The sequence below is a fragment of the Pseudomonas sp. O230 genome (assembly GCF_045447035.1).
Classification (GTDB): domain Bacteria; phylum Pseudomonadota; class Gammaproteobacteria; order Pseudomonadales; family Pseudomonadaceae; genus Aquipseudomonas.
This window is the reverse complement of the sequence record NZ_JBJGXN010000006.1, coordinates 404,702-428,803: the sequence shown is the minus strand read 5'-3', so window position 1 is coordinate 428,803 and position 24,102 is coordinate 404,702. Positions and strand designations below refer to the sequence as shown.

Annotated in this window: 25 protein-coding genes; 14 read left to right on the top strand and 11 right to left on the bottom strand. The window is 60.2% G+C overall.

What is annotated here, in order from left to right:
* Nucleotides 1–200 precede the first annotated feature (200 nt).
* Genes flgB through flgE form a run of 4 tightly spaced genes read left to right on the top strand, consistent with a single transcriptional unit; the run spans nt 201 to nt 3,144 of the window.
* Nucleotides 201–608, top strand: coding sequence for a flagellar basal body rod protein FlgB (flgB, locus tag ACI77H_RS15595; RefSeq protein ID WP_407012667.1), 408 nt, complete (start codon nt 201–203; stop codon nt 606–608).
* A 3-nt stretch (nt 609–611) separates the two neighbouring features.
* Entirely contained in the window at nt 612–1,055 is a 444-nt protein-coding gene (flgC, locus tag ACI77H_RS15590; RefSeq protein WP_096509466.1) for a flagellar basal body rod protein FlgC, read from the top strand.
* Between the two features lie 15 nt (nt 1,056–1,070).
* Nucleotides 1,071–1,793 carry a flagellar hook assembly protein FlgD gene (gene flgD / locus ACI77H_RS15585; RefSeq protein WP_407012666.1) on the top strand — a complete coding sequence of 241 codons (723 nt, stop codon included), beginning with the start codon at nt 1,071–1,073 and terminating at the stop codon, nt 1,791–1,793.
* A 31-nt stretch (nt 1,794–1,824) separates the two neighbouring features.
* Nucleotides 1,825–3,144, top strand: coding sequence for a flagellar hook protein FlgE (gene flgE, locus ACI77H_RS15580; protein ID WP_407012665.1), 1,320 nt, complete (start codon nt 1,825–1,827; stop codon nt 3,142–3,144).
* Between the two features lie 298 nt (nt 3,145–3,442).
* On the opposite strand, the gene ACI77H_RS15575 is transcribed toward flgE, so the two are convergent.
* Nucleotides 3,443–6,337: a ribonucleoside-diphosphate reductase subunit alpha gene (locus ACI77H_RS15575; protein ID WP_407012664.1), complete on the bottom strand. Its 2,895-nt coding sequence runs from the start codon at nt 6,335–6,337 to the stop codon at nt 3,443–3,445.
* A gap of 737 nt (nt 6,338–7,074) precedes the next feature.
* Here ACI77H_RS15575 and ACI77H_RS15570 point away from each other — a divergent pair.
* Nucleotides 7,075–7,797: a response regulator gene (locus tag ACI77H_RS15570; RefSeq protein WP_407012663.1), complete on the top strand. Its 723-nt coding sequence runs from the start codon at nt 7,075–7,077 to the stop codon at nt 7,795–7,797.
* Complete coding sequence (locus ACI77H_RS15565; protein WP_407012662.1) at nt 7,794–9,404, top strand: ATP-binding protein; 1,611 nt, start codon at nt 7,794–7,796, stop codon at nt 9,402–9,404. Before ACI77H_RS15570 ends, ACI77H_RS15565 begins: the two co-directional genes overlap by 4 nt.
* A gap of 155 nt (nt 9,405–9,559) precedes the next feature.
* Here ACI77H_RS15565 and ACI77H_RS15560 read toward each other — a convergent pair whose 3' ends face one another.
* Both ACI77H_RS15560 and ACI77H_RS15555 read right to left on the bottom strand, forming a co-directional pair.
* Nucleotides 9,560–10,285: a 4'-phosphopantetheinyl transferase gene (locus ACI77H_RS15560; protein ID WP_407012661.1), complete on the bottom strand. Its 726-nt coding sequence runs from the start codon at nt 10,283–10,285 to the stop codon at nt 9,560–9,562.
* Nucleotides 10,286–10,355: 70 nt separating this feature from the next.
* On the bottom strand, nt 10,356–11,147 hold the full coding sequence (locus tag ACI77H_RS15555) for a dienelactone hydrolase family protein (RefSeq protein ID WP_407012660.1): 792 nt from the start codon (nt 11,145–11,147) through the stop codon (nt 10,356–10,358).
* Between the two features lie 143 nt (nt 11,148–11,290).
* Here ACI77H_RS15555 and ACI77H_RS15550 point away from each other — a divergent pair, with 143 nt between their 5' ends.
* The 3 genes from ACI77H_RS15550 to ACI77H_RS15540 are packed head-to-tail and all read left to right on the top strand — an operon-like array spanning nt 11,291 to nt 13,665.
* A complete protein-coding gene (locus ACI77H_RS15550) occupies nt 11,291–11,596 on the top strand; it encodes a hypothetical protein (protein ID WP_407012659.1) in 306 nt (101 codons plus the stop codon).
* Nucleotides 11,597–11,644: 48 nt separating this feature from the next.
* A complete protein-coding gene (locus tag ACI77H_RS15545) occupies nt 11,645–12,322 on the top strand; it encodes a response regulator (protein ID WP_407012658.1) in 678 nt (225 codons plus the stop codon).
* Nucleotides 12,319–13,665 carry an ATP-binding protein gene (locus ACI77H_RS15540; protein ID WP_407012657.1) on the top strand — a complete coding sequence of 449 codons (1,347 nt, stop codon included), beginning with the start codon at nt 12,319–12,321 and terminating at the stop codon, nt 13,663–13,665. Before ACI77H_RS15545 ends, ACI77H_RS15540 begins: the two co-directional genes overlap by 4 nt.
* Nucleotides 13,666–13,831: 166 nt before the next feature.
* Here ACI77H_RS15540 and ACI77H_RS15535 read toward each other — a convergent pair whose 3' ends face one another.
* Nucleotides 13,832–14,830 (bottom strand): AraC family transcriptional regulator, encoded by a 999-nt coding sequence (locus ACI77H_RS15535; RefSeq protein WP_407012656.1) that lies wholly within the window; start codon nt 14,828–14,830, stop codon nt 13,832–13,834.
* Between the two features lie 337 nt (nt 14,831–15,167).
* Between ACI77H_RS15535 and ACI77H_RS15530 the strand changes: the two genes are divergently transcribed.
* Both ACI77H_RS15530 and ACI77H_RS15525 read left to right on the top strand, forming a co-directional pair.
* A complete protein-coding gene (locus tag ACI77H_RS15530) occupies nt 15,168–16,502 on the top strand; it encodes a dicarboxylate/amino acid:cation symporter (RefSeq protein ID WP_407012655.1) in 1,335 nt (444 codons plus the stop codon).
* A 144-nt stretch (nt 16,503–16,646) separates the two neighbouring features.
* Nucleotides 16,647–17,828: a CaiB/BaiF CoA transferase family protein gene (locus ACI77H_RS15525; protein ID WP_407012654.1), complete on the top strand. Its 1,182-nt coding sequence runs from the start codon at nt 16,647–16,649 to the stop codon at nt 17,826–17,828.
* 110 nt (nt 17,829–17,938) lie between these two features.
* On the opposite strand, the gene ACI77H_RS15520 is transcribed toward ACI77H_RS15525, so the two are convergent.
* The gene (locus ACI77H_RS15520) at nt 17,939–18,433 is read right to left on the bottom strand and encodes a SprT family zinc-dependent metalloprotease (protein WP_407012653.1); all 495 of its coding nucleotides are present in this window, start codon (nt 18,431–18,433) and stop codon (nt 17,939–17,941) included.
* Nucleotides 18,434–18,581: 148 nt separating this feature from the next.
* Nucleotides 18,582–19,184 (bottom strand): Yip1 family protein, encoded by a 603-nt coding sequence (locus ACI77H_RS15515; protein WP_150633350.1) that lies wholly within the window; start codon nt 19,182–19,184, stop codon nt 18,582–18,584.
* 283 nt (nt 19,185–19,467) lie between these two features.
* Between ACI77H_RS15515 and ttcA the strand changes: the two genes are divergently transcribed.
* Both ttcA and ACI77H_RS15505 read left to right on the top strand, forming a co-directional pair.
* Complete coding sequence (ttcA, locus tag ACI77H_RS15510) at nt 19,468–20,292, top strand: tRNA 2-thiocytidine(32) synthetase TtcA (RefSeq protein ID WP_407012652.1); 825 nt, start codon at nt 19,468–19,470, stop codon at nt 20,290–20,292.
* Nucleotides 20,293–20,326: 34 nt separating this feature from the next.
* Nucleotides 20,327–21,001: a DNA-3-methyladenine glycosylase I gene (locus tag ACI77H_RS15505; RefSeq protein WP_407012651.1), complete on the top strand. Its 675-nt coding sequence runs from the start codon at nt 20,327–20,329 to the stop codon at nt 20,999–21,001.
* 114 nt (nt 21,002–21,115) lie between these two features.
* Here ACI77H_RS15505 and ACI77H_RS15500 read toward each other — a convergent pair whose 3' ends face one another.
* From ACI77H_RS15500 to arsC, 3 genes are read right to left on the bottom strand one after another with little or no spacing between them, the layout of a single operon-like run.
* On the bottom strand, nt 21,116–21,541 hold the full coding sequence (locus tag ACI77H_RS15500; RefSeq protein WP_407012650.1) for a DUF2069 domain-containing protein: 426 nt from the start codon (nt 21,539–21,541) through the stop codon (nt 21,116–21,118).
* A gap of 1 nt (nt 21,542) precedes the next feature.
* A complete protein-coding gene (gene wrbA / locus ACI77H_RS15495) occupies nt 21,543–22,139 on the bottom strand; it encodes an NAD(P)H:quinone oxidoreductase (protein ID WP_150634163.1) in 597 nt (198 codons plus the stop codon).
* Nucleotides 22,136–22,489 (bottom strand): arsenate reductase (glutaredoxin), encoded by a 354-nt coding sequence (gene arsC, locus ACI77H_RS15490; protein WP_407012649.1) that lies wholly within the window; start codon nt 22,487–22,489, stop codon nt 22,136–22,138. The genes wrbA and arsC overlap by 4 nt, the downstream gene beginning before the upstream one ends.
* A 114-nt stretch (nt 22,490–22,603) precedes the next feature.
* Between arsC and ACI77H_RS15485 the strand changes: the two genes are divergently transcribed.
* Nucleotides 22,604–23,071 (top strand): TlpA disulfide reductase family protein, encoded by a 468-nt coding sequence (locus ACI77H_RS15485; protein ID WP_407012648.1) that lies wholly within the window; start codon nt 22,604–22,606, stop codon nt 23,069–23,071.
* A gap of 112 nt (nt 23,072–23,183) precedes the next feature.
* On the opposite strand, the gene ACI77H_RS15480 is transcribed toward ACI77H_RS15485, so the two are convergent.
* A complete protein-coding gene (locus tag ACI77H_RS15480; protein WP_407012647.1) occupies nt 23,184–23,588 on the bottom strand; it encodes an META domain-containing protein in 405 nt (134 codons plus the stop codon).
* Nucleotides 23,588–24,022, bottom strand: a complete 435-nt coding sequence (locus tag ACI77H_RS15475; RefSeq protein ID WP_407012646.1) for a hypothetical protein — start codon at nt 24,020–24,022, stop codon at nt 23,588–23,590. The genes ACI77H_RS15480 and ACI77H_RS15475 overlap by 1 nt, the downstream gene beginning before the upstream one ends.
* Nucleotides 24,023–24,102: the final 80 nt, after the last annotated feature.

Sequence of the window (24,102 nt, the reverse complement as noted above, 5' to 3'; positions counted from 1 at the left end):
AAGCCCGGCTCCCACAGGGAAAGGTATTGCCTTGAAAAAAGCGGCAGAAAAGCGGCAGACGGCGGAAACCCGTTGCCGCTTTTCTGGCATTGCCGCTTTGCCTCTGCCCGCAAAGCCCCGGTTTACGGGCTTTTTTGAATTGGCACGCCGCTTGCTATGTCCATCGTACGAAAAATCAGGTCACCCGAAGGTTTCCCGACATGAGCATCAGCTTCGATAAAGCGCTCGGTATCCACGAACAAGCCCTGGGCTTCCGCGCTCAGCGTGCCGAAGTCCTGGCCAACAACATTGCCAACGCCGACACCCCGAACTACAAGGCTCGGGATCTGGACTTCTCGAAAGTGCTCGCCGAGCAGAACGAGAAAACCAAGAGCGGCTCGTTCGCCTTGAACATGACCAACAACCGTCATATCGAAGCCGAAGGCATGGGCAATGGCGACGAGTCGCTGCTGTATCGCACGCCGATGCAACCGTCGATCGACCAGAACACCGTGGACGCTCAACTGGAACAGTCGAACTACGCGGAAAACGCGATCAACTTCCAGGCCAGCTTCACCCTGCTCAACAGCAAATTCAAAGGGCTGATGTCAGCCCTTCGCGGAGAGTAAGTCATGTCCCTATCCAGTGTTTTCAACATTGCCGGTAGCGGCATGAGTGCGCAAACCACGCGCTTGAACACCGTGGCCTCGAACATCGCTAACGCCGAGACTGTCTCGTCGAGCATCGACCAGACCTACCGTGCGCGTCACCCGGTGTTCGCCACCATGTTCCAGGGCGGGCAGAGCGGCGGCAGCGATTCGTTGTTCCAGAACCAGGAGGCGGCCGGTCAAGGCGTGCAAGTGTTGGGCGTAGTCGAAGACCAGAGCAATCTGGAAGCGCGCTATGAGCCGAACCACCCGGCGGCCGACGCCAAGGGCTACGTCTACTACCCGAACGTCAACGTGGTGGAAGAAATGGCCGACATGATTTCCGCGAGCCGTTCGTTCCAGACCAACGCCGAAATGATGAACACCGCCAAAACAATGATGCAGAAGGTCCTGACCCTCGGTCAGTGATAAGGGGCGACTCAGATGAGTGTTACCGATACCACCAGTGGCCTTAGCCTCAAAGACATCCTGGCCAACTCCTCGATCAAGACCAACACCAGTGCCGACGGCCTGGCGTCCGCCACGAACAGCGCCACCGGCAAAAAGGCTCTGGGCAAGGACGCGTTCCTGCAGTTGCTGGTGACACAACTGAAGAACCAGAACCCGCTGGAGCCACAGGACAACGGCGCGTTCGTTGCCCAGCTGGCGCAATTCAGCAGCCTGGAAGGCATCACTACGCTCAACACTACCGTGAGTGGTCTGGCCAGCAACTACAACTCGTCCCAGGCCTTGCAGGCTTCGTCGCTGGTGGGGCGTTCGGTCATCGCGCCGGGTAGCAAAGCCGTGGTCGATACCACCAAGAGCTTCACCGGGACCATCGCGGTGCCTGCATCGGTGGACCCGGTGAAAGTCAGCATCACCGATGCCGACGGCAAGGTCATCCGTACCATCAACCTGGGCAGCCAGAAAGCCGGCACCGCCAGCTTCATCTGGGACGGCAAGAACGATGCCGGCGAAGTGGCCAAGGCGGGCACGTATACCTTCGGCGCCACCGCAACTTACGACGGCAAGGCAACCTCGCTGGTGACGTACCTGCCGGCAACGGTCAACAGCGTCACCATCAGCCAGACCGGCGGTGAGTTGATGCTTAACCTTGCCGGGCTGGGCAGCATTGCCCTGTCCAAAGTACAAACCATTGGTATGTAGAGCCGACTAACACGGCACAAAGGAGTGGAATATGTCTTTCAATATCGGCCTTAGCGGTCTCTATGCAGCCAACAAGCAACTGGACGTGACCGGCAACAACATCGCCAACGTCGCGACCACCGGTTTCAAATCGTCCCGTGCGGAATTCTCGGACGTTTACTCGGCGACCAAGCTGGGTTCCGGCAGCAAAACCATCGGTAACGGTGTACGCCTGGCCAACGTTTCCCAGCAGTTCACCCAGGGCGACGTCAACAACACCGGCAACGTGCTGGACATGGGCATCAACGGTTCCGGCTTCTTCGTGCTGAACGACAACGGCTCGCTGTCCTACACCCGTGCCGGCACGTTCAAGGTCGACAAGGACGGTTACGTCACTAACAGCGATGGCACTGCGCGTCTGCAAGGTTACGGCGTGGACGCTAACGGCAAGATCATCAACGGCGTGTTGACCGACCTGCGTATCGATACTTCGAACCTGGCGCCAAAAAACACCTCCACGGTGTCGTCGACGATCAACCTGAACTCCACTGCACCGGTTATCGATCAGGTTGCCACCCCGTTCGACCCAAGCAAAGAAGCCTCCTTCACCAAGCAGTTCAGTACCCCGATTTACGACACTCAGGGTAACAAGCACGTCATGGACCAGTACATGGTCAAGACGGGCGCGAACACCTGGAAAACCTACACCCTGATTGATGGTCGCAACCCGAATGGCAGCGACCCTAGTCCTACCGCAGTTCCGTTGAACCCGCCGGTTGCTTCGACCATGGTGTTCGATACCTCGGGCAATCTGGTTTCGGTCACCACACCGGCCGTTCCGGCGCCGATCGTCAGCCCTGACCTGAAGGTCACCGGCTGGATTCCAGGTACCGTGACCAATGGCGTGTGGGCAGCGAACGGCGCTACTTCCGGCGTCGTTACGATCTCCATGGCCAAAACCTCGCAGTACAACGCCGACACCGCACGTTCGATTCCTACGCAGAACGGCTACGCCACCGGCCAGATCACCAACCTGACCATCGATGGCAGCGGTGTGATGCTGGCCAACTTCAGCAACAGCCAGACCAAGGCTATCGGCCAGATCTCGCTCGCCAGCTTCACCAATGAGCAAGGCCTGCAGCCAGTAGGCGGCACCAGTTGGAAAGAAACCTACTCGTCGGGTATCCCGGGTTACGACGCGCCGAACACCGGTACCCTGGGCGAGATCCACTCCAACTCCCTGGAAGAGTCCAACGTCAACCTGACCAATGAACTGGTCGACCTGATCAAGGCGCAGAGCAACTACCAGGCGAACGCCAAGACCATCTCGACTCAAAGCACCATCATGCAGACCATCATTCAGATGACCTGATGTTGGTTGGCTGATTGCTGCAAAAAGAACCCCTCGCAAGAGGGGTTTTTTTATGCCCGGGATTTGTCTCGGGTGCAGGATTTTGTGTCGTCAGGTCGGGCCTCTTCGCGGGCAAGCCACGCTCCCACAGGGTTTTGTATCGTTCCGTGAGCGGCGCAGTTCCTGTGGGAGCGGGCTTGCCCGCGATGGCGTCAGACGAGGCAGCACATTCCTCCGGGCAAAAGAAAACCCCCGACCAATCCAGAGGACTGATCGGGGGTTGTCGAGTAAGCGCGCTTTCAGCGCCTACCGGCTCAGCTTATTGGCAAGCTTCGCAATCCGGCTCGTCGATGGCGCAAGCCTTCGGCACTGGAGCAGGGCCGGCGGGTGCTGCCAGGACCGAATCTTCACCGTGGTTGCCGCCGCTGGAAACAGCGTTCAGCTTGCCGGTGTTGATGGTCGACTTCTCGGTGCTGGTCGCGGCCAGGGCACGGAGGTAGTAAGTGGTTTTCAGGCCACGGTACCAGGCCATGCGGTAGGTCACGTCCAGTTTCTTGCCCGAGGCGCCAGCGATGTACAGGTTCAGCGATTGAGCCTGGTCGATCCACTTCTGACGACGGCTGGCCGCGTCAACGATCCACTTGGTGTCCACTTCGAAGGCAGTCGCGTAGAGCTCTTTGAGTTCTTGCGGGATGCGCTCGATCTGTTGAACCGAGCCGTCGTAGTACTTCAGGTCGTTGATCATGACCGAGTCCCACAGACCGCGAGCCTTGAGGTCGCGAACCAGGTACGGGTTGATCACGGTGAATTCGCCCGACAGGTTCGATTTCACATAGAGGTTCTGGTAGGTCGGTTCGATCGACTGCGATACGCCGGTGATGTTGGCGATGGTCGCGGTCGGTGCGATGGCCATGATGTTGGAGTTACGAATGCCTTTCTGTACACGGGCGCGAACCGGTGCCCAGTCCAGGGATTCGTTCAGGTCAACGTCGATGTACTTCTGGCCACGTTGCTCGATCAGGATCTGTTGCGAATCCAGTGGCAGGATGCCTTTGGACCACAGCGAACCCTGGAATGTCTCGTACGCGCCACGTTCGTCGGCCAGGTCGCAGGACGCCTGGATCGCGTAGTAGCTGACCGCTTCCATCGACTTGTCGGCGAACTCGACGGCAGCGTCGGAACCGTAAGGAATGTGCTGCAGGTACAGCGCGTCCTGGAAGCCCATGATGCCCAGGCCGACCGGACGGTGCTTGAAGTTGGAGTTCTTCGCTTGTGGCACCGAGTAGTAGTTGATGTCGATTACGTTATCGAGCATGCGGACTGCGGTGTTCACGGTGCGTTCCAGCTTGGCGGTGTCCAGCTTGCCGTTGACGATGTGGTTCGGCAGGTTGATCGAGCCCAGGTTGCAAACAGCGATCTCATCCTTGTTGGTGTTCAAGGTGATCTCGGTGCACAGGTTCGAGCTGTGGACCACGCCGACGTGCTGTTGCGGGCTGCGCAGGTTGCACGGGTCTTTGAAGGTCAGCCATGGGTGGCCGGTTTCAAACAGCATGGACAGCATTTTGCGCCACAGGTCTTTGGCCTGGATGGTCTTGAACAGCTTGATCTTGCCCGGGTACTGGGACAGGGCTTCGTAGTACTCGTAACGCTCTTCGAAGGCCTTGCCGGTCAGGTCGTGCAGATCCGGTACTTCGGAGGGCGAGAACAGGGTCCATGGGCCGTCATCGAAGACGCGCTTCATGAACAGGTCAGGGATCCAGTTGGCGGTGTTCATGTCGTGGGTACGACGACGATCATCACCGGTGTTCTTGCGCAGCTCGATGAACTCTTCGATGTCCATGTGCCAGGTTTCCAGGTAGGCACACACAGCGCCCTTGCGCTTGCCACCCTGGTTGACGGCAACGGCGGTGTCGTTCACCACTTTCAGGAACGGTACGACGCCCTGGGATTTGCCGTTGGTGCCCTTGATGTAAGAACCCAGTGCACGAACCGGGGTCCAGTCGTTGCCCAGGCCACCGGCGAATTTGGACAACATGGCGTTGTCGTGGATCGCGTGGTAAATGCCCGACAGGTCATCCGGCACGGTGGTCAGGTAGCAGCTGGACAGCTGTGGACGCAGGGTGCCGGCGTTGAACAGGGTCGGGGTCGAGGACATGTAGTCGAAGGACGACAACAGGTTGTAGAACTCGATCGCACGGTCTTCCTTGTTCTTCTCTTCGATCGCCAGGCCCATGGCCACGCGCATGAAGAAGATCTGCGGCAGTTCGAAGCGGATACCGTCCTTGTGGATGAAGTAACGGTCATACAGGGTTTGCAGGCCCAGGTAAGTGAACTGCTGATCGCGCTCGTGGTTGATCGCCTTGCCGAGTTTTTCCAGGTCGAAGGTGGCCAGGACCGGGTTCAGCAATTCGAATTCGATACCCTTGGCGATGTAGGCAGGCAAGGCCTTGGCGTACAGGTCGACCATTTCGTGGTGGGTCGCGCTTTCAGCGACTTCCAGGAAGCTCAGGCCTTCGGCACGCAGGGTGTCCATCAGCAGGCGGGCGGTCACGAACGAGTAGTTCGGCTCACGCTCGACCAGGGTACGGGCGGTCATCACCAGGGCGGTGTTGACGTCGGTCAGGGCCACGCCGTCGTACAGGTTTTTCAGGGTTTCGCGCTGGATCAGGTCGCCGTCGACTTCTTCCAGGCCTTCGCACGCTTCGGTGACGATGGTGTTCAGGCGACCCATGTCCAGCGGGGCAAAAGTGCCGTCGGCGCGGGTGATGCGGATCGACGGGTGCGCGTTGACCGCTTCTTCTGCCGGGGCGTGGGCAGCGCGCTGTTTCGAGCGACCGTCACGGTAGATCACGTAGTCGCGAGCCACTTTCTGCTCGCCGGCACGCATCAGGGCCAGTTCGACCTGGTCCTGGATTTCTTCGATGTGGATGGTGCCGCCCGATGGCATGCGACGCTTGAAGGTCGCGGTGACTTGTTCGGTCAGGCGGGCAACGGTGTCATGGATTCGCGACGAAGCGGCAGCGGTGCCGCCTTCAACTGCGAGAAACGCTTTGGTGATCGCGACGGTGATTTTGTCATCGGTGTAAGGAACGACAGTGCCGTTACGCTTGATCACGCGCAGTTGGCCAGGCGCGGTGGCGGACAGATCCGAAGTCGAATCAGCGGCCTGCGGCAAGGTGCCCTGCGGGTTCTCGCGAGTTGTGTCGGTTTGCATGGGGGGTTGTCTCCACATTCTCTATGTTTGTTTGGGCACCATCACGGTGCCCACCGTTCCGTCCTGAAGCACTACAACCGGCGGGGCCGGGCATACCAACTTCGGGACAGATCAGGAAGGGGGCTATTGGGGCGCCGCTTCCATGCCGAAGTCTTTGGTCCCAGGCCTTGAGCCTGACACCAGGATCCTTTTGGGTGACAGTAATCGACTGCAACACCCGTACCGTTAACGCCGTTTCCGGCTCAAAAACAGTAGCCATCCGCACGCGCGGTTTGGTCTTTCGAAAATACGTTTGGTTCAACCGGAAAGAGGCAATAAAAGCGCTTGAAATCGGTGTCCGGTTTGTGTTTGGTTTTTGGCGTAAAACCCTACATGTAGGGTTTTTTTCGCGCCGGGGTACAAGATAATGCGTTTTGGAGGGTGTTGCAACGTACTACCTGTGGATAAACCTGTGCGTAAATTGTGTGTGAAAGGTGGAACGAGCGTGTAGGCCGCGACCTAGCTGGAGCGGACCGTTTTTCGCTGATTTTCAGCGATTGAAAACAGTCATCCGGATTTTTAAGGGCGCGAACCCTATCACAAAAAACCGGGTTGTCCGAACGCATTTGCCAGCTTGTGTTCTCGACGAACGACGTTTATACAATCGGCCGATGGTTACGCATTCTTATCCTCCCCAATCATTACAAAAAGACGGGCGGATCCTTCCTTATAAGTGTTGTTGGCAAGCAGAGGTCACCGTGGAGCAAGAAGCCTGGCAGGTATTGATTGTGGAAGACGACCAGCGTCTGGCCGAACTGACCCGCGAATACCTGGAAGCCAACGGCCTGCGCGTATCGATCGAAGGCAACGGCGCCCTGGCGGCCGCGCGCATCATCAAGGAGAAACCGGACCTGGTGATCCTCGACCTGATGCTGCCGGGCGAAGACGGCTTGAGCATTTGCCGCAAGGTCCGCGACAAGTACGACGGGCCGATCCTGATGCTCACCGCGCGCACCGACGACACCGATCAGATTCTCGGCCTCGACCTGGGCGCCGACGACTACGTCTGCAAACCGGTTCGCCCGCGTCTGCTGCTGGCGCGTATCCAGGCCTTGTTGCGGCGTAGCGAAGCGCCTGAAAGCGTCCCGGAAAAACAACGGCGCCTGCAGTTCGGCCCGCTGGTGGTCGACAACGCCTTGCGTGAAGCCTGGCTGCATGACAACGGCATCGAGTTGACCAGCGCCGAGTTCGACCTGCTCTGGCTGTTGGTGGCCAATGCCGGGCGCATCCTCTCTCGTGAAGAGATTTTCACCGCGCTGCGCGGCATCGGCTATGACGGCCAGGACCGCTCCATCGACGTGCGTATCTCGCGCATTCGGCCGAAAATCGGCGATGACCCGGACCATCCGCGACTGATCAAAACCATCCGCAGCAAGGGCTACCTGTTCGTGCCGGAAGCCTGCGTAGACCCTTCGCTGTGAATTCGATCTTCCTTCGTATCTATGGCGGCATGTGCGCGGCGCTGATTCTGGTGGCAGTGCTCGGCGTGCTGGCCTTGCACTTGCTCAACCAGGTGCGCAGCGAGCAATACCGCGAGCGCCTGGCCCACGGCACGTTCTCGCTGATGGCCGACAACCTGCAACCGATGAATGAAACCCAGCGTCATCGCGCCTTGCTGGTGTGGGAGCGCCTGCTTGGTATTCCGTTGGCGCTGAAGACCTTCGCCCAGACCGACCTCGATCTGACCCAGCGCACCCGCGTGCTGCGCGGTCAGGCGCTGGTGGAGCAGACCGGTCCGCACGCGGCGAAGGTCTATCGACTGATCAGCGACAAGGAGCAACTGGTGCTCACGGGGGAGGTGCAGCAGATCAGCGAGCAGCTGGCACGCGCGACCATTTATCTGCTCGCCGATGAGCTGGTGCGCGTGCCGGTGGCCGAGCAGCCCAAGCGTCTGGCGCAGTTGAAAGAGGACAAGGGGTTTGGTTTCGACTTGCGGCTGGTCACGGTCGGCGAAGCGGACATGGACGAAGACCAGAGCCGCCGGGTGGCCGAAGGCGATACGGTGATGGCGCTGGGCAAGGGCGGCGATTCGATCCGGGTGTTTGCCGGCATGGTCGGCACGCCGTGGGTGCTGGAAATCGGTCCGTTGTATCAGATGAATCCTTACCCGCCGGAGTGGCTGGTGCTGATCGCGGCCCTGGGCTTGAGCCTGATCGGGTTGATCGTCTATCTCTTGGTGCGGCAACTGGAGCGCCGCTTGCGCGGGCTCGAAGCGGCCGCCACGCGCATCGCCAAAGGTAGCCTGGAAACCCGTGTGCCGGCGCGCGGCGCCGACTCGGTGGGGCGCCTGGCCTCTGCGTTCAACGGCATGGCCGAACACCTGCAGCAGTTGCTGGCGATTCAGCGTGAACTGGTCCGCGCGGTGTCCCACGAATTGCGCACGCCCGTGGCGCGCCTGCGTTTTGGCCTGGAGATGATCGGCTCGGCCACCACGCCGCAGGCGCTGGAGAAGTATCGCGAGGGCATGGACCACGACATTGAAGACCTTGATCGGCTGGTCGACGAGATGCTGACTTACGCGCGGCTGGAACAGGGTTCGCCGGCGCTGAATTTCCAGCGGATCGACCTGGATGCGTTGGTCAATCAGGTAATCGAAGAATTGGCGCCGTTGCGCGCTGACGTCACGGTGCAGCGTGGTTTGTGCCTCTCGGCTGCCGATTGCGATGACGCCTGGGTCGAGGCCGAGCCCCGTTACCTGCACCGGGCGATCCAGAACCTGGTGAGCAACGCCATGCGCCATGCCTCATCGCGGGTGACCGTCAGCTATCAGGTCGGGCAGCAGCGGTGTCGGGTCGACATCGAGGATGACGGGCCGGGTGTGCCGGAATCGGCGTGGGAGAAAATCTTTACGCCGTTCCTGCGCCTCGATGACAGCCGAACACGTGCTTCGGGCGGGCATGGATTGGGGCTGTCGATCGTGCGGCGAATCATCCACTGGCATGACGGACGGGCGTTGATCAGCAAGAGCAAGAGCCTGGGCGGGGCTTGCTTTAGCCTGAGTTGGCCGCGCAATCAGGAGAAGCGCTGAGACCCTCGTTATCTGGGATGGCCTCATCGCGGGCAAGTCGAATCGTCGCACCGCCGCTCCCACGGTGTCCGTGTCGTACACAAAATCTATGAACACCAATGAACCTGTGGGAGCGGGCTTGCCCGCGATGAGGCCAAACCGTGCACCGCAAATCCTCAAGCCTTGATACTGACCAGACTCAACAATTGCCCATCCTTGACCCCAAACTGCGCATCCAGCTCGGTGCCATGGCGCCATTCGCTGGACAGGTCGGTCAGTAAGCGAAGTCGCACCTCCCCGCGCTCGGTCCACTCCAGCACCTCGGCATGCTCGAAGTAGAAGCGCTGCTGAACAATCGGATACAGCGCCTTGAACAGGCTTTCCTTCACCGAAAACGTCAGTGTCACCCGCAGCGCCAATTGATCGTGACGGCCTGCGACCATGCGCTGTAACTCGGGCGGGGTGAGAATTTCCCCGGCCAGGCGCTCGGCCCGTTCTGGGTTGAGCAGGTTTTCCAGGTCCATCCCTAAGCCACGCCAGTGGGTTTTCTGCGCGACAATCGCCGCCGCCCGGCCGGTGCTGTGGGTGATTGAACCGCAGATGTGCGCGGGCCAGACCGGCGCCCGGTCTTCGCCAATGGCCGGGATAAAACTCAGCCCCTCCAATTGCTGTAACGCGGCGCGGGCGCAAACCCGGCCGGCGAGAAACTCGGCCTGACGCTTGGCGACCGAACGCTGGATGGTCGCGGGTGGCTCGATGGCGCTGCGTTGAAAGTCATCGACGGCCAGGTGCGAAGGATCGAAGTGCGTGCTCAGTAGCACCGTATCGGGCAGCACGAACGGCAGTGGCCAATGGGCATCGAGTGGGGTGCAGCAGGCGGGCAGGGCGGGGACGTGATTCATGTCGGGCATTTTGCCGGGTTGCCTTCGTGCTGGGTAGTCCTGACATCAGCCCGCGCCTGGGTCCGATTGCCTAGCTAAAAATCTTTTTGAAAAACGCCTGCATATCCGCCCACGATTTTTCATCCGCCGCTTTGTTGTAACCAATATCCGGTCCGCCATGATCGCCATGGCTCAAGCGATCCGCGTCCGGATTACTGAACCCATGTTTGGCGCCTTCGAGGCTGACGAATCGATAGTCGGCCCCGGCCTTGTCCATCTCGCTCTTGAACGCCGCGACGTTCTCCGCCGTGACCATGCTGTCCAGCGCACCATGCTCAACCAGGATTTTCGCTTTCACGCTGCCCGGTGTCGCCGGGGTCTTGGTCGCCAGCGCCCCGTGGAAACTCACCACGCCCGCCAGCGGCAAGCCCTGACGTGCCGCATTCAGCACCACGCCGCCACCGAAGCAGTAGCCAATCGCAGCGATTTTTTCCGGATCGGTTTGCGGCTGTTTCTTCAGCAGGTCCAGCCCGGCCTGAAACCGCGCACCGGCCGCGTCGCTGTCTTTCATCGCCGCTTGCATGAAAGCCATGGCGTCCTTGGGATGTTCGGTGTTTTTGCCGTCGCCATACATGTCAATGGCCAGGGCGCTGTAGCCCAGACCGGCGAGGTCGCGGGCGCGGCGCTTGGCGTAGTCGTTGAGGCCCCACCATTCATGCACCACCACAATGCCGGGGCGGGGGCCTTTGACCGCGTCGTCGTAAGCGTAATACCCGATCAATTTCGTGCCGTCGGGGCTCTGGTAGGGAATTTCCTGAGCCTTGATGGTCGCCTGGCTGAGCCCGCTCACGGCCAGCAAAAACAGGGCAAGGAATACACGCATGGTCGGATCTCCTGCAAAAAAGTCGTCAACACAGCCTAGTCGATCTGGTTCAGCTCAGGTTCAGAGTGCGTTCAGGGGGAGTTCAGGGGCCGCTGCGTAATTTAGCTTCGTACCCAAAGCATCTGCGCATGAGGACACTCCCAATGACTGGCTTTAAAAACCTGCTGCTGGCATTCACCGTTTTGAGCGCGAGCACCGTGGCGTTCGCTGCCGACGATAATGTCGCCAGCCTTGCTCTTGGGAAGACCGGCGAGAGACCGAAAAAGTCCCTCGTCCTGCACAGCCTCAGCACCAACGGCGTGGTCAGTCATGACAGTGCCTGGGGGGCGCAGTTGGGCCAACCGAACCACCAGGCCGATTACTGCGCCACTTACGCCAACGTGTCGGTCTCTCACAATGGCATTAAACTCCGTCAGGAGGACCTCATGGGCCGCTATGATCTGTCTTGAACTACGCCGTTGCACCTCAGCAGAGGTTGATTTGCCCGGGAGAGCGTTATGAAATTGCTGGTCGTCGAAGATGAAGCGCTGTTGCGCCATCACCTGCAAACCCGCCTGACGGACAGTGGCCACGTGGTCGAGGCCGTGGCCAACGCCGAGGAGGCGCTGTACCAGACCGAGCAGTTCAACCACGACCTGGCAGTTATCGACCTCGGCCTGCCGGGCATGGGCGGGCTCGACCTGATCCGTCAACTGCGCTCGCGGGGCAAGGCCTTCCCGATCCTGATCCTGACCGCGCGCGGCAACTGGCAGGACAAGGTCGAAGGCCTCGCCGCCGGCGCCGACGATTACGTGGTCAAGCCGTTCCAGTTCGAAGAGCTGGATGCGCGCCTGAATGCCTTGCTGCGTCGTTCCAGCGGTTTCACCCAGTCGACCATCGTCGCCGGGCCGCTGTTGCTCGACCTCAATCGCAAACAGGCGTCCCTCGATGAACAACCGCTGGCGCTGACCGCGTACGAGTACCGAATCCTCGAATACCTGATGCGCCATCACCAGCAAGTGGTGGCCAAGGATCGCTTGATGGAGCAGCTCTACCCGGATGACGAGGAGCGCGATCCGAACGTGATCGAAGTGCTGGTCGGCCGCTTGCGCCGCAAACTCGAAGGCCCGGCCGGCTTCAAGCCGATCGACACCGTGCGCGGCCTCGGCTACCTGTTCAATGAGCGCTGCACTTGATTCGTTCGCTTCGTGTCCGCTTGATGCTCGCCGCCACGATCCTGGCGGTGTTGTTCATGTTGGCGTTGCTGCCGGCAATGCAGGGCGCGTTCAGCCTGGCGTTGCAGGATTCCATCGAACAGCGCCTGGCGTCGGACGTCACCACGTTGATCTCCGCCGCCCGGGTCGAGGGCAACCGCTTGCAAATGCCGGCGCAATTGCCCGATGAGCGCTTCAACCTCACCGACAGCCGTTTGCTCGGCTACATCTACGACCGCGAAGGTCACCTGGTCTGGCGCTCGAAGGGCACCCAGCAAGAGGACATCAATTACAAACCGCGTTACGACGGGCGCGGTAACGAGTTCGCGAGGATCCGCGAAGCCAGCGGCCAGGAATTCTTCGTCTATGACGTTGAAGTCAAGCTGCTCGGCGGCAAAAGCGCGGCGTTCAGCATCGTCGCACTGCAACCGGTGCGCGAGTACGAAGTCACCCTCGAAGGCCTGCGGGAAAATCTCTATCTGGGTTTCGGTGCCGCGTTATTGGTGCTGCTGGCATTGTTGTGGATCGGTCTGACCTGGGGCTTGCAGGCATTGCGCCGGCTCAGTCAGGAACTCGACGAAATCGAAAGCGGCACCCGCGAAAGCCTCAGCGAACAGCACCCGCGTGAACTGTTGCGCCTGACCGGCTCGCTCAACCGCTTGCTGCACAGCGAGCGCGAACAGCGCAGCCGTTATCGGGATTCCCTCGACGACCTGGCGCACAGCCTGAAAACCCCGTTGACGGTGTTGCAAGGCGTAAGCGAAGACATGGCGCAACGCCCGGCGGATCGCGATCAGGCCTGGGTGCTGCAAACCCAGATCGAGCGCATGAGCCAACAGATCAGCTATCAGTTGCAGCGCGCCAGCCTGCGCAAAAGCGGCCTGGTGCGCCATCAGGTGCGTCTGCGGCCGGTGCTGCAAAGCCTCTGCGACACACTGGACAAGGTCTACCGCGACAAACGCGTACGAGTGGCCTTCGATCTGCCGGAGCAATGCTACGTGCCGATCGAGCAGGGCGCCTTGCTGGAAATGCTGGGCAACCTGCTGGAAAACGCCTATCGCCTGTGCCTCGGCGAAGTGCGCATCAGCGCGCGCGAAACCCTCAGCGGCGTCGAGTTGTGCGTCGAGGATGACGGGCCGGGTGTCCCGCCGGATCAGCGTGCGCGGATTCTGCAGCGCGGCGAACGGCTGGACCGTCAGCATCCGGGGCAGGGCATAGGGCTGGCGGTGGTCAAGGACATCATTGAGAGTTACAACGCGAAGCTGACCCTGGGCGATTCGCCGATGGGCGGGGCGGCGTTCCGGATTCATTTTCCGGTGGTTTGATCTGAATTCTTTAGCGTTCTTTCGGGCCCCATCGCGGGCGAGCCCGCTCCCACAGGTTTTATCGTCGGTCACAAATTCTGCGTTCGCAGAGATCCCTGTGGGAGCCGGCTTGCCGGCGATGGCGTCCATGAAATCGCCATCGCCGGCAAGCCTGGCTCCTACAGGTTCAATTTTCCTGCGCGCGATAAGCGCCAGGCGTCAGCCCGGTCCACTTCTTGAACGCCCGATGAAACGCCGAAGGTTCGGAAAACCCCAGCTGTTCAGCGATCTGTTGCAACGACAGGTCCGCGCGTCCCAGGTGATAAATCGCAATGTCGCGGCGCAACTGATCCTTCAATTCCTGAAAACTCGAACCCTCTTCGCGCAAATGCCGGCGTAACGTCTGCGGGCTGATGTGCAGGTGCGCGGCCACCGCTTCCAGGTCCGGCCAGCGCGCACTGTCGCGGCTGAGCAAACGGCGCAACTGACTGCTCAGGCTGTCGCCGTCGTCCGGGCGCGACAACAGGTCGGCGGGGGAGCGTTCGAGGAAATGCTTGAGGGTCCGCTCGTCCTGCAACAGCGGCATGTTCAGGTAGCGACTGTGGAACAGCAGGCTGCTCTGCGACGCGCAAAACTCCATCGGGCAGGGGAACAGCAACTCGTATTCGGCGCCGTGTTCGGGTCTCGGGTAGCTGAAAGTGGCCTGTTCCAGACGAATGCGTTGGCCGATCAGCCAGCTGCCGAGGCGATGCCAGACCATCAATTGGCTTTCGGTGAGGAAATGGTCGGGGTCCTGAAACTTCGAATCGTCCAGGCTCAGGCGGATCATTTCGTCTTCGCGGGTCAGGGTCAGACGCGGACCGCCGGGGAATAGGCTATAAAACAATAACCCGCGATGCAGCGCCTTCTCCAGATTGCGGCAGTGAATCACGGCGTGGCACATCATCGCGAAGCTGCCGGTTTTGCTCGGCACCGGCCCGAAGCCGAGGTACTCATCGTCGAGTGCCAGCCACAATCCCTGAATCAATCGGGTGAACTGCTCAGGCGCGATTCGCGCCCGTGGTTCATCGAGCAACTCCGGGCTGATACCGAGTTGTTGCAGCAGGTCTGAACAGTCGTAACCCAGGCGGCGCGCGCCACCAAGGACGGCACGGGCGAAATGACTGGCGATGGTGCGTTCGCGCATAACAGGCAAATCCGTCATTGGACGGCGGATGGTAGGCATGCTGCCTAAGGATGAACAAGGCGGATATCCGCCAAATTGCAGGACGAGGTTTGGCGGATGGGCGGAAACCCGCCACCGTTTGGTAAGGCGTCCATGGCACGGTGAACCTGTAACCCCTGATGTCAAAAGGCTCGCAAGGGATTTGGCAAAGGTGGCACGCCGCTTGCGATGTGACGAGCAGATGCCTGCCGTCGCGCAGCTCGAAAAAACAAATCCCTCCAGTGCAGGAGGGTTCGCAATTCAGGTGTCGTGGGCAACAGATGGATGTTGTCACCGGGCACTCTTGAGGAACTTTGCAATGACGACTCGTCAGCCACTGTACAAATCCCTGTATTTCCAGGTGATCGTTGCCATCGCCATCGGCATCCTGCTTGGTCACTTCTACCCGCAGACCGGTGTAGCCCTCAAGCCGCTGGGTGACGGGTTCATCAAACTGATCAAAATGATCATCGCCCCTATCATCTTCTGCACCGTTGTCAGCGGTATCGCCGGCATGCAGAACATGAAGTCGGTCGGCAAGACCGGCGGTTACGCGCTGCTCTACTTCGAAATCGTTTCGACTATCGCGTTGCTGGTCGGCCTGCTGGTGGTCAACATCGTCCAGCCGGGCAACGGCATGCACATCGACGTGAGCACGCTGGATGCCTCGAAAGTGGCGGCCTATGTCGCGGCCGGTGCTGATCAAAGCGTGGTTGGCTTCCTGCTGAACGTGATCCCGTCCACCATCGTCGGCGCGTTCGCCACGGGTGACATCCTGCAAGTGCTGATGTTCTCGGTGATCTTCGGTTTCGCCCTGCATCGCCTGGGTGCCTACGGCAAGCCGATCCTGGACTTCATCGATCGCTTCGCCCACGTGATGTTCAACATCATCAACATGATCATGAAGCTCGCGCCGATCGGTGCCTTCGGTGCCATGGCGTTCACCATCGGTGCCTACGGTGTCGGTTCGCTGGTGCAACTGGGTCAGCTGATGGCGTGCTTCTACATCACGTGCCTGCTGTTCGTCCTGGTGGTACTGGGCGGTATCGCTCGCGCTCACGGCTTCAGCGTCCTGAAAATGATTCGCTACATCCGTGAAGAGCTGCTGATTGTGCTGGGTACTTCCTCCTCGGAATCGGTACTGCCACGCATGCTGATCAAGATGGAGCGTCTGGGCGCGAAGAAATCCGTGGTGGGTCTGGTGATCCCGACCGGTTATTCGTTCAACCTCGACGGTACTGCGATCTACCTGACCATGGCGGCAGTGTTTATTGCTCAGGCAACCGACACGCACATGGACATCACGCACCAGATCACCCTGCTGGTGGTGTTGCTGCTGTCCTCCAAAGGCGCAGCTGGCGTGACCGGTTCGGGCTTCATCGTACTGGCCGCTACTCTGTCCGCTGTCGGCCACCTGCCGGTTGCCGGCCTGGCGCTGATCCTCGGTATCGACCGCTTCATGTCCGAAGCCCGTGCATTGACCAACCTGGTCGGCAACGCCGTTGCCACCATCGTTGTGGCCAAGTGGGTCAAAGAGCTGGACACCGACGTGCTGCAAGCCGAGCTGGCCTCGGGCGGTCGTGGTATCTCCGACGAGCGTGAAGAAGACGACCTGGGCGTGGCTGAAGGCCCAACCCCAAGCAACGTCAAGTAACACGTGTTGTTATGAAAAAACCCGCTTCGGCGGGTTTTTTCTTGCCCGGCATTTGAGCGTAACGGTCACAGTTGCTGACACATCAGGTGATTGCTGCAATGCGATTGGCTGCCTAGGCTGGAGGCATCGCATTGGAGATCACACATGCTCGGTCCATTGGCATCACTCAAGGTTCTGGATTTCTCGACACTGTTGCCGGGGCCGTTCGCCTCGCTGTTATTGGCCGACATGGGCGCCGAGGTATTGCGCATCGAATCGCCGACCCGCATGGACCTGTTGCGCGTGCTGCCGCCCCATGACCAAGGCGTGTCGGCCAGCCACGCGTACCTCAATCGCAACAAGCGCAGCCTGGCGCTTGACCTCAAGCAGCCTGAGGCACTGGAGGTGATCAAGCAGCTGTTACAGGACTACGACATCGTCCTGGAGCAATTCCGCCCGGGGGTGATGGAGCGTCTGGGCCTGGGCTATGAAGCGCTGAAGGCGATCAATCCGAAGCTGATCTACGTGTCGATCACCGGTTACGGGCAGACCGGTCCCTACAAGGACCGCGCCGGCCATGACATCAATTACCTGGCGTTGGCGGGGCTGGCGAGCTATACCGGCCGCGCCGACAACGGCCCGTTGCCCTTGGGCATGCAAGTGGCGGATGTCGCCGGCGGCTCGTTGCATGGGGTAATCGGCCTGCTGGCGGCGGTGATCGCCCGGCAGCAAAGCGGGTTGGGGCAGCATCTGGATGTGAGCATGACCGACTGCGCGTTCAGCCTGAACGCCATGGCCGGTGCCGGGTACCTGGCCTGCGGCGACGAACCGGGTCGGGAAGACCAGTTGCTCAATGGCGGCAGCTTCTACGACTATTACCGATCGCGGGATGGCCGCTGGTTGTCGGTAGGCAGCCTGGAACCGCCGTTCATGAAGCAACTGTGCACAGCGCTGGGGCTGGAGGAATTGGCGACGCTGGGCCTGTCGCCGCAACCGGCCCAGCGAAAGAAGCTCAAGGAAGCGCTGCAGACTGAATTCGAGAAACACGACTTTGCCGAATTGTGTGCGCTGTTTGCCGAACTCGATGCGTGTGTCGAGCCAGTGTTGACCTTGGGTGAGGCGGTTCGGCACCCGCAGTTGCAGGCGCGGGAATTGGTAACCGACGTGCCGCGGGGGGATGGCATGAGCCAGGCGCAGATGGCGTGTCCGTTGAAGTTTTCAGAGGGGTTGCCTGAGCCTCGGCATATCGGCGCGGCGCTGGGGCAGCATACGGATCAAGTGTTGGAAGAGTTGGGGTTTAGTGCTGAGCGGATTGCCGAGTTGCGGCGTGCCAAGGTGATTCTCTAGCGCCTGTTCTGGCTCCTTCGCGAGCAAGCCCGCTCCCACTTTGGAACGCATTTCAAATGTGGGAGCGGGCTTGCTCGCGAAGGGGCCAGGACAGGCACCACAAATCCAGCTTACTCGACCCGCATCTCGCCACTGAACACCAACGTGCTGCGGCAGCGGCGACACAAATACCGCCGCCCCTGCCGCACCAAACCATGGCGCTGCGCCGAAAACGGGAAATCGCTGTCGACGCACGGGCATTTGTAGATGTAGCGCGTCACGCTGCGGCGTTTGACGTCATAGGTGTGGCAGCGATTGGGCGGCAGTTCATACACGCCACGCATGATCAGTTGCCATTCTTCACCGTGCGGCTGGATGCGATCGCCAAACAGTTGATGAGCGATCAGGTGCGCGACTTCATGGGCGACGGTCTGCTTGAGGAAGTCTTCGGTGTTTTCGCGGTACAGCTGCGGATTGAAGCGCAGCAGGTTCTCGTGCAAGTGCGCGACACCGGCTTTTTGCCCGCGCAGCTTGAGGCTCACCACGGGGCGTTTGAAGGTTCGTTTGAAAAAGGATTCAGCCAGTTGGTAACAGTCTTCGACGCGGGTATTGAGTGGCTCGGGCATGCTTGATGGATCTCCAGAGACGTCGAGTATGCCGCAACGCTCAGGCCTTGCGAATCGCTCAGGCGCCGAATGGTCGTTACCTCCACATTGAAAGGCCGCCTTGCGGCGGCCTGTATTGGCAGATCTTGTTTTTGGGTGGAGAGCGTGACTAATTCGTGTAGACCGGGCCCACGCCGAGTCCCCAGACAATAACCGTGAATGCCATGATGGCCACCAACACCACCAGACCGACGGCGAGCACCGAACTTGAAAACAGGAATCCCTCGTCAGATGGAATGTTCATGAAAGTAGGAAGCCCCACATACAGCAGGTACACCGTGTAGCAAATGGCCGCCGTCCCGACGACCATCCCCAGCCACATGTGTGGGTACAGCGCCGCAAGGCCGCCAATGAACAGCGGGGTCGCGGTATAGGTCGCAAACGCAACGCAACGGGCCAGACTCGGGTTGGCGTCATAGGTGCGGGCCATCCAGTGGATGAACGCGCCCATCACGGCAACGCCGCCGAGCATCGCCACGTACGACATGATCGTCATCCATAGCGCGCTTTCCTGCGTCAGCATCACCGGCGCCCGGCTGCCAATCACCCAGCCGACCTGCGTGGTGCCGATAAACGCCGACACGGCGGGGATCGCCGCCAGAATCAGCGTGTGGGTCAGGTACATGTGGCTGATGCTTTCCTCTTGGTCGCCACGGATTTCTTTCCATTCCTGGTCGGGGTGGGTGAAGAGCCCCACTACGTGATGGATCATGCCAGTCACTCCTCTTGGTTTTACCGTCGCCCCCCAGTGGAGCGCCTACAGGCCAAAGTGGCCACGTAAGTAAAGGTCTGGATATGTGTGCGACCTTATGTCGCAGTATAGAAAGGTCTTAACCACGCAGGTGATAGGGGCTTAGAGCAAATCGCGCTGTAAACCAACCTGTTAATCGCCGCAGGGACTGTCGGCGAAAATCCCTGTGGGAGCGGGTACTTCGCCGGCGCTGGGTTTTTGCGTAAAATGCCGGCCTCTCGTCACACCTCACGGATTCCGCGTCATGGGCACTCTCACGGTCAACCAGAACAAACTGCAAAAGCGCCTTCGCCGACAGGCCGGCGAGGCTGTTGCCGATTTCAACATGATTGAAGACGGCGACAAGGTCATGGTCTGCCTGTCCGGTGGAAAAGACAGCTACACCATGCTCGACGTGCTGATGCATTTGCAGAAAGTCGCCCCGATCAAGTTCGAGATCGTGGCCGTGAACATGGACCAGAAGCAGCCGGGTTTCCCTGAAGACGTGCTGCCGGCTTACCTGAAAACCTTGGGCGTCGAGTACCACATCGTCGAGAAAGACACCTATTCGGTGGTCAAGGAACTGATTCCGGAAGGCAAGACCACCTGCTCACTGTGCTCACGCCTGCGTCGCGGCACGCTCTACACCTTCGCCGACGAAATCGGCGCGACCAAAATGGCCCTCGGTCACCACCGCGACGACATCGTTGAAACATTTTTCCTCAACATGTTCTTCAACGGTTCGCTCAAGGCCATGCCGCCCAAGCTGCGCGCCGACGACGGCCGCAACGTGGTGATCCGCCCGCTGGCCTACTGCAACGAAAAAGACATTCAGGCCTACTCGGACCTCAAGCAATTCCCGATCATCCCGTGCAACCTCTGCGGCTCCCAGGAAAACCTGCAGCGTCAGGTGGTCAAGGACATGCTGCAAGAGTGGGAGCGCAAGACGCCGGGCCGTACCGAAAGCATTTTCCGCAGCTTGCAGAACGTGATCCCGTCGCAATTGGCGGACCGCAACCTGTTTGACTTCACCAATCTGCGGATCGACGAAACCGCGATGTCGCGGTTCGTCAACGTAGTCAACCTCTGACTCCCACAGGTTGTTCTTTACCTCAGGAGAGGGCATGCGCGATTACAAGTGGCTGCACGAATACTGTCTGAACCGCTTCGGTTCAGCAGCTGAACTGGAAGCCCATCTGCCCGTTCCCAAGACTGCGGCGCAATTGCGCCAGATCAGCGACGACCGCTACCTCTCGACCATGGCGCTACGCGTGTTCCGTGCCGGGCTCAAGCACAGCCTGGTAGACGCCAAGTGGCCGGCCTTCGAGGAAGTATTCTTCAAGTTCGACCCGGAAAAAGTCGTGCTGATGAGCGCCGAACACCTTGAACGCCTGATGCAGGACGCGCGGATCATCCGCCACCTGGGCAAGCTCAAGAGCGTGCCGCGCAATGCGCAGTTCGTGCTGGACGTGGCGCATGAGAAGGGCAGCTTTGGTGAGTTGATCGCCGAATGGCCGGTGACCGATATCGTCGGGCTGTGGACCTACCTGAAAAAACGCGGTCATCAACTGGGCGGGTTATCGGCTCCGCGCTTCTTGCGCATGGTCGGCAAGGACACGTTCGTGCCGAGCTATGACGTGGTGGCGGCGTTGAACGCGCAGAAGATCGTCGACAAAGTGCCGACCAGCCTGCGGGATCTGGCGACGGTGCAGGGCGTGTTCAACCAGTGGCATGAAGAGAGCGGCGGGCGGCCGATGAGCCAGATTTCGATGATGCTGGCGTACACCGCCAATCATTAAAGACCGAGTGGCCCCCATCGCGGGCAAGCCCGCTCCCACAAGGATCGCTGTGAACACATTATTTGTGAACGACATGAACCCTGTGGGAGCGGGCTTGCCCGCGATGGCGTTATATCAGGCGACGGAGATCTCGCCCTCGCCAGCCAGTTTGCGATTCAACTGAAACCGCCACCGCACATACAACAATGCCGAGCAGAACACCGCCAGGCTTGCGCCCATCTCCAGCAAACCGAACAGCTGCCGGTTCGGGTCATACGCCGCCAGTGCGCCCTTGATGAAATACAGGTTCACCACAAAACACATCCACGAATGCCCGCGCGCGCTGCCGACGATCATCCCCGGCGCCAGCAACAGCAACGGCACCAGTTCGATCAGCAGAATCACCCACGGTCGCGCGCCGTGCAGGTCGGCGACCACCAGGTAATAAGCGCAGAGCAATCCCACCAGGCCGAAGTAGCACAGCAGGCTAATGACGCGCATCGCCCGAACCCGTGGTTCGAGCCATTCGATGGAAGGCAGTACCTTCGGCTTCTTCGCCATGTCAGCTCACCAACTTTTGCGCAGTCTTCGCCAGCCGCAGACCCAAGGCCCGGCACAGCGCCACTTCATGTTCATTCAAACCGAGTTTGCCATCGGCGCCAGCGTGATGACTGGCGCCGTACGGCGTACCGCCGCCACGGGTTTCCAGCAGCGCGGACTCGCTGTACGGCAGGCCGGTGATCAGCATGCCGTGGTGCAGCAACGGCAGCATCATCGACAGCAAAGTGGTTTCCTGACCGCCATGCAGGCTCGCAGTGGAGGTGAACACGCCAGCCGGTTTGCCCACCAACGCGCCGGTCAGCCACAGGTTGCTGGTGCCGTCGAGGAAATACTTGAGCGGTGCCGCCATGTTACCGAAGCGCGTCGGACTGCCGAGTGCCAGGCCCGCGCAGTTCTTCAGGTCGTCGAGACTGGCGTACAGCGCGCCTTCGTCCGGAATGTCCGGCGACACCGCTTCGCATTCGGTAGAGATCGCCGGCACGGTGCGCAGGCGCGCTTCCATCCCGGACTGCTCGACGCCACGGGCGATCTGCCGTGCCATTTCATTGGTCGAGCCGCTGCGGCTGTAATACAGAACCAGAATGTAAGGCGCGCTCACGGCAGCAACTCCAGCACGTTCTCTGGCGGACGGCCGATGACGGCTTTGTCGCCGACTTCGAGAATCGGTCGCTCCATCAGTTTCGGGTGCGCAGCGATGGCGGCGATCAACTGCGCCTCGCTCAGACTGGCGTCGGCGAGGTTGAGGGTTTTGTACTCGTCCTCACCGGTGCGCAGCAATTGCCGGGCGCCGATCCCGAGTTTACTCAGCAGGCTCTGGAGTTGCGCGGCGTTCAGCGGCGTTTCCAGGTAGCGCACCACGGTCGGGGTCAGGCCCCGGGCTTCGAGCAGTTCGAGCGCACCGCGGGATTTCGAGCAGCGCGGGTTGTGATAAAGCGTCAGATCGGTCATGTGCGGGTCGCATCTTGCGTAAGGTGGCGGCTATTCTAACTGTGCAGCGCGTAATCCAGAACCTTGGGAGGCGATGGGTCGCAGGCGCATTCAATTTTGAACAAGGATCACGACATGACAAGGCGACTGGCAGCGGCATTGGCGATCATCGGTTCGCTGATGCTGGGGGGCTGCGGCAACGACTATGGCATCGATCAGAACGGCCATAAAGTCGCTGCCGAACGTCTGGACAAACAATGGCTGGTGCTCAATTACTGGGCCGAATGGTGCGGTCCGTGCCGGACTGAGATCCCGGAACTGAACGGGCTGGCCGAGCAGTTGAAGGCCAAGAAGATCGGAGTGTTCGGGGTCAATTTCGACAACGTGCAAGGTGAAGAGCTGAAAAGCGCCAGTGAGAAACTGGGGATCAAGTTCACCGTATTGGCCTCGGATCCGGCGGAGTTGTTCGAACTGCCGCGCAGCGAGGCGTTGCCGGTGACGTACATCATCGACAACAAGGGCAAGGTGCGGGAACAGTTGATGGGTGAACAGACGGCGGCGGGGGTAATGGCGAAGCTTGAGGCGTTAAAAGCGACGAATTGATACGCGGACCCGTAGGAGCCCGCTTGCCGGCGATAGCGGTGTGTCAGACACCATCAATGTTGATGGGTCCGCCACCATCGCCGGCAAGCCAGCTCCTACAAAGGTATGAGGGTTAACCCTCTTCAAGCCACCAACGCAACGGCTTGCCTTGCTCCGGCCAGAAGCGCATCTGGTCGATCGGTGAAACATCCCAGCGCTGCACGTTTTCCAGGGCCTGGAGGAAGCGTTTTTCCTGCTCCATCAACGCTGGTGCGCACAGTTTGCGAGTGCTGCCGACCTTGCCGAAACTCAGCCTGTCGCCTTCGAGCGTGTACGGCGCGAACCAGTGGTTGCAGCCACCGTTACCGTAGGCCCGGCCGTCTTCGCCGAGGGTGATGGTCAGGTGGCTGTAATCCATCAGCGGGCGTTCGCCGATCCATTCCAGGATGTAGCTGCGGTTCTGCTGCAATTGGACCGGCTCGGCGGCGCAGCCCAGCAGGCTGGCGCCGACCATTGCGGTCAGAGCAAGGCGTTTCATCACGCAGGCTCCTGGCATTTCGGGCACAGGTGCTTTTCGCCGATGGCGGTCCAGCCCAACTCGGCGATCCGCGCGGTGGCGGCAGGCTTTTCAGCCTTGTTACCCAGTTTGGCATCGACCGCAAACTCGAAGCTCAGCTCTTTGGCGCAGCTGTCGCAGTTGACTTTCCAGGTGTGGATCGCCAGTTCACCGAACATCGGACCACTGGCCACCGCCACCCATTGACCGGGCGGGTTGATCAAATGGCGAACGGTTTCGACGGTCAGGCGCATGGACAAGTCCTTGCTGCCTTTAAGGGTCACTACCAGCACGTCGTTGTTACGAATCGAGCCACCGTTGCCGGTGACTTGATAACGCCCCGGCACGAGGGCACGGCATTCGGTGAGGGTGTGTTGCGGGTTCATCAGGCTATAGCGAAAATCGTGTTCGACCATGGGTCCTCCAAATATGCGCGGTATGCTAGCACGGGCCTGCACGCAGCATTGCGCAAGCAGATGACCTTCGATCAGGTTCA

What these genes read in the sequence shown, in the direction of transcription:
- ACI77H_RS15575 (WP_407012664.1), bottom strand. Translation starts at nt 6,337, where the DNA reads ATGCAAACCGACACAACTCGCGAGAACCCGCAGGGCACCTTGCCGCAG.
- flgC (WP_096509466.1), top strand. Translation starts at nt 612, where the DNA reads ATGTCCCTATCCAGTGTTTTCAACATTGCCGGTAGCGGCATGAGTGCG.
- flgD (WP_407012666.1), top strand. Translation starts at nt 1,071, where the DNA reads ATGAGTGTTACCGATACCACCAGTGGCCTTAGCCTCAAAGACATCCTG.
- ACI77H_RS15505 (WP_407012651.1), top strand. Translation starts at nt 20,327, where the DNA reads ATGCGCGATTACAAGTGGCTGCACGAATACTGTCTGAACCGCTTCGGT.
- ACI77H_RS15475 (WP_407012646.1), bottom strand. Translation starts at nt 24,022, where the DNA reads ATGGTCGAACACGATTTTCGCTATAGCCTGATGAACCCGCAACACACC.
- ACI77H_RS15560 (WP_407012661.1), bottom strand. Translation starts at nt 10,285, where the DNA reads ATGAATCACGTCCCCGCCCTGCCCGCCTGCTGCACCCCACTCGATGCC.
- ACI77H_RS15515 (WP_150633350.1), bottom strand. Translation starts at nt 19,184, where the DNA reads ATGATCCATCACGTAGTGGGGCTCTTCACCCACCCCGACCAGGAATGG.
- ACI77H_RS15535 (WP_407012656.1), bottom strand. Translation starts at nt 14,830, where the DNA reads ATGCGCGAACGCACCATCGCCAGTCATTTCGCCCGTGCCGTCCTTGGT.
- ACI77H_RS15530 (WP_407012655.1), top strand. Translation starts at nt 15,168, where the DNA reads ATGACGACTCGTCAGCCACTGTACAAATCCCTGTATTTCCAGGTGATC.
- flgE (WP_407012665.1), top strand. Translation starts at nt 1,825, where the DNA reads ATGTCTTTCAATATCGGCCTTAGCGGTCTCTATGCAGCCAACAAGCAA.
- flgB (WP_407012667.1), top strand. Translation starts at nt 201, where the DNA reads ATGAGCATCAGCTTCGATAAAGCGCTCGGTATCCACGAACAAGCCCTG.
- ttcA (WP_407012652.1), top strand. Translation starts at nt 19,468, where the DNA reads ATGGGCACTCTCACGGTCAACCAGAACAAACTGCAAAAGCGCCTTCGC.
- ACI77H_RS15480 (WP_407012647.1), bottom strand. Translation starts at nt 23,588, where the DNA reads ATGAAACGCCTTGCTCTGACCGCAATGGTCGGCGCCAGCCTGCTGGGC.
- ACI77H_RS15525 (WP_407012654.1), top strand. Translation starts at nt 16,647, where the DNA reads ATGCTCGGTCCATTGGCATCACTCAAGGTTCTGGATTTCTCGACACTG.
- ACI77H_RS15550 (WP_407012659.1), top strand. Translation starts at nt 11,291, where the DNA reads ATGACTGGCTTTAAAAACCTGCTGCTGGCATTCACCGTTTTGAGCGCG.
- arsC (WP_407012649.1), bottom strand. Translation starts at nt 22,489, where the DNA reads ATGACCGATCTGACGCTTTATCACAACCCGCGCTGCTCGAAATCCCGC.
- ACI77H_RS15520 (WP_407012653.1), bottom strand. Translation starts at nt 18,433, where the DNA reads ATGCCCGAGCCACTCAATACCCGCGTCGAAGACTGTTACCAACTGGCT.
- ACI77H_RS15545 (WP_407012658.1), top strand. Translation starts at nt 11,645, where the DNA reads ATGAAATTGCTGGTCGTCGAAGATGAAGCGCTGTTGCGCCATCACCTG.
- ACI77H_RS15555 (WP_407012660.1), bottom strand. Translation starts at nt 11,147, where the DNA reads ATGCGTGTATTCCTTGCCCTGTTTTTGCTGGCCGTGAGCGGGCTCAGC.
- ACI77H_RS15500 (WP_407012650.1), bottom strand. Translation starts at nt 21,541, where the DNA reads ATGGCGAAGAAGCCGAAGGTACTGCCTTCCATCGAATGGCTCGAACCA.
- ACI77H_RS15485 (WP_407012648.1), top strand. Translation starts at nt 22,604, where the DNA reads ATGACAAGGCGACTGGCAGCGGCATTGGCGATCATCGGTTCGCTGATG.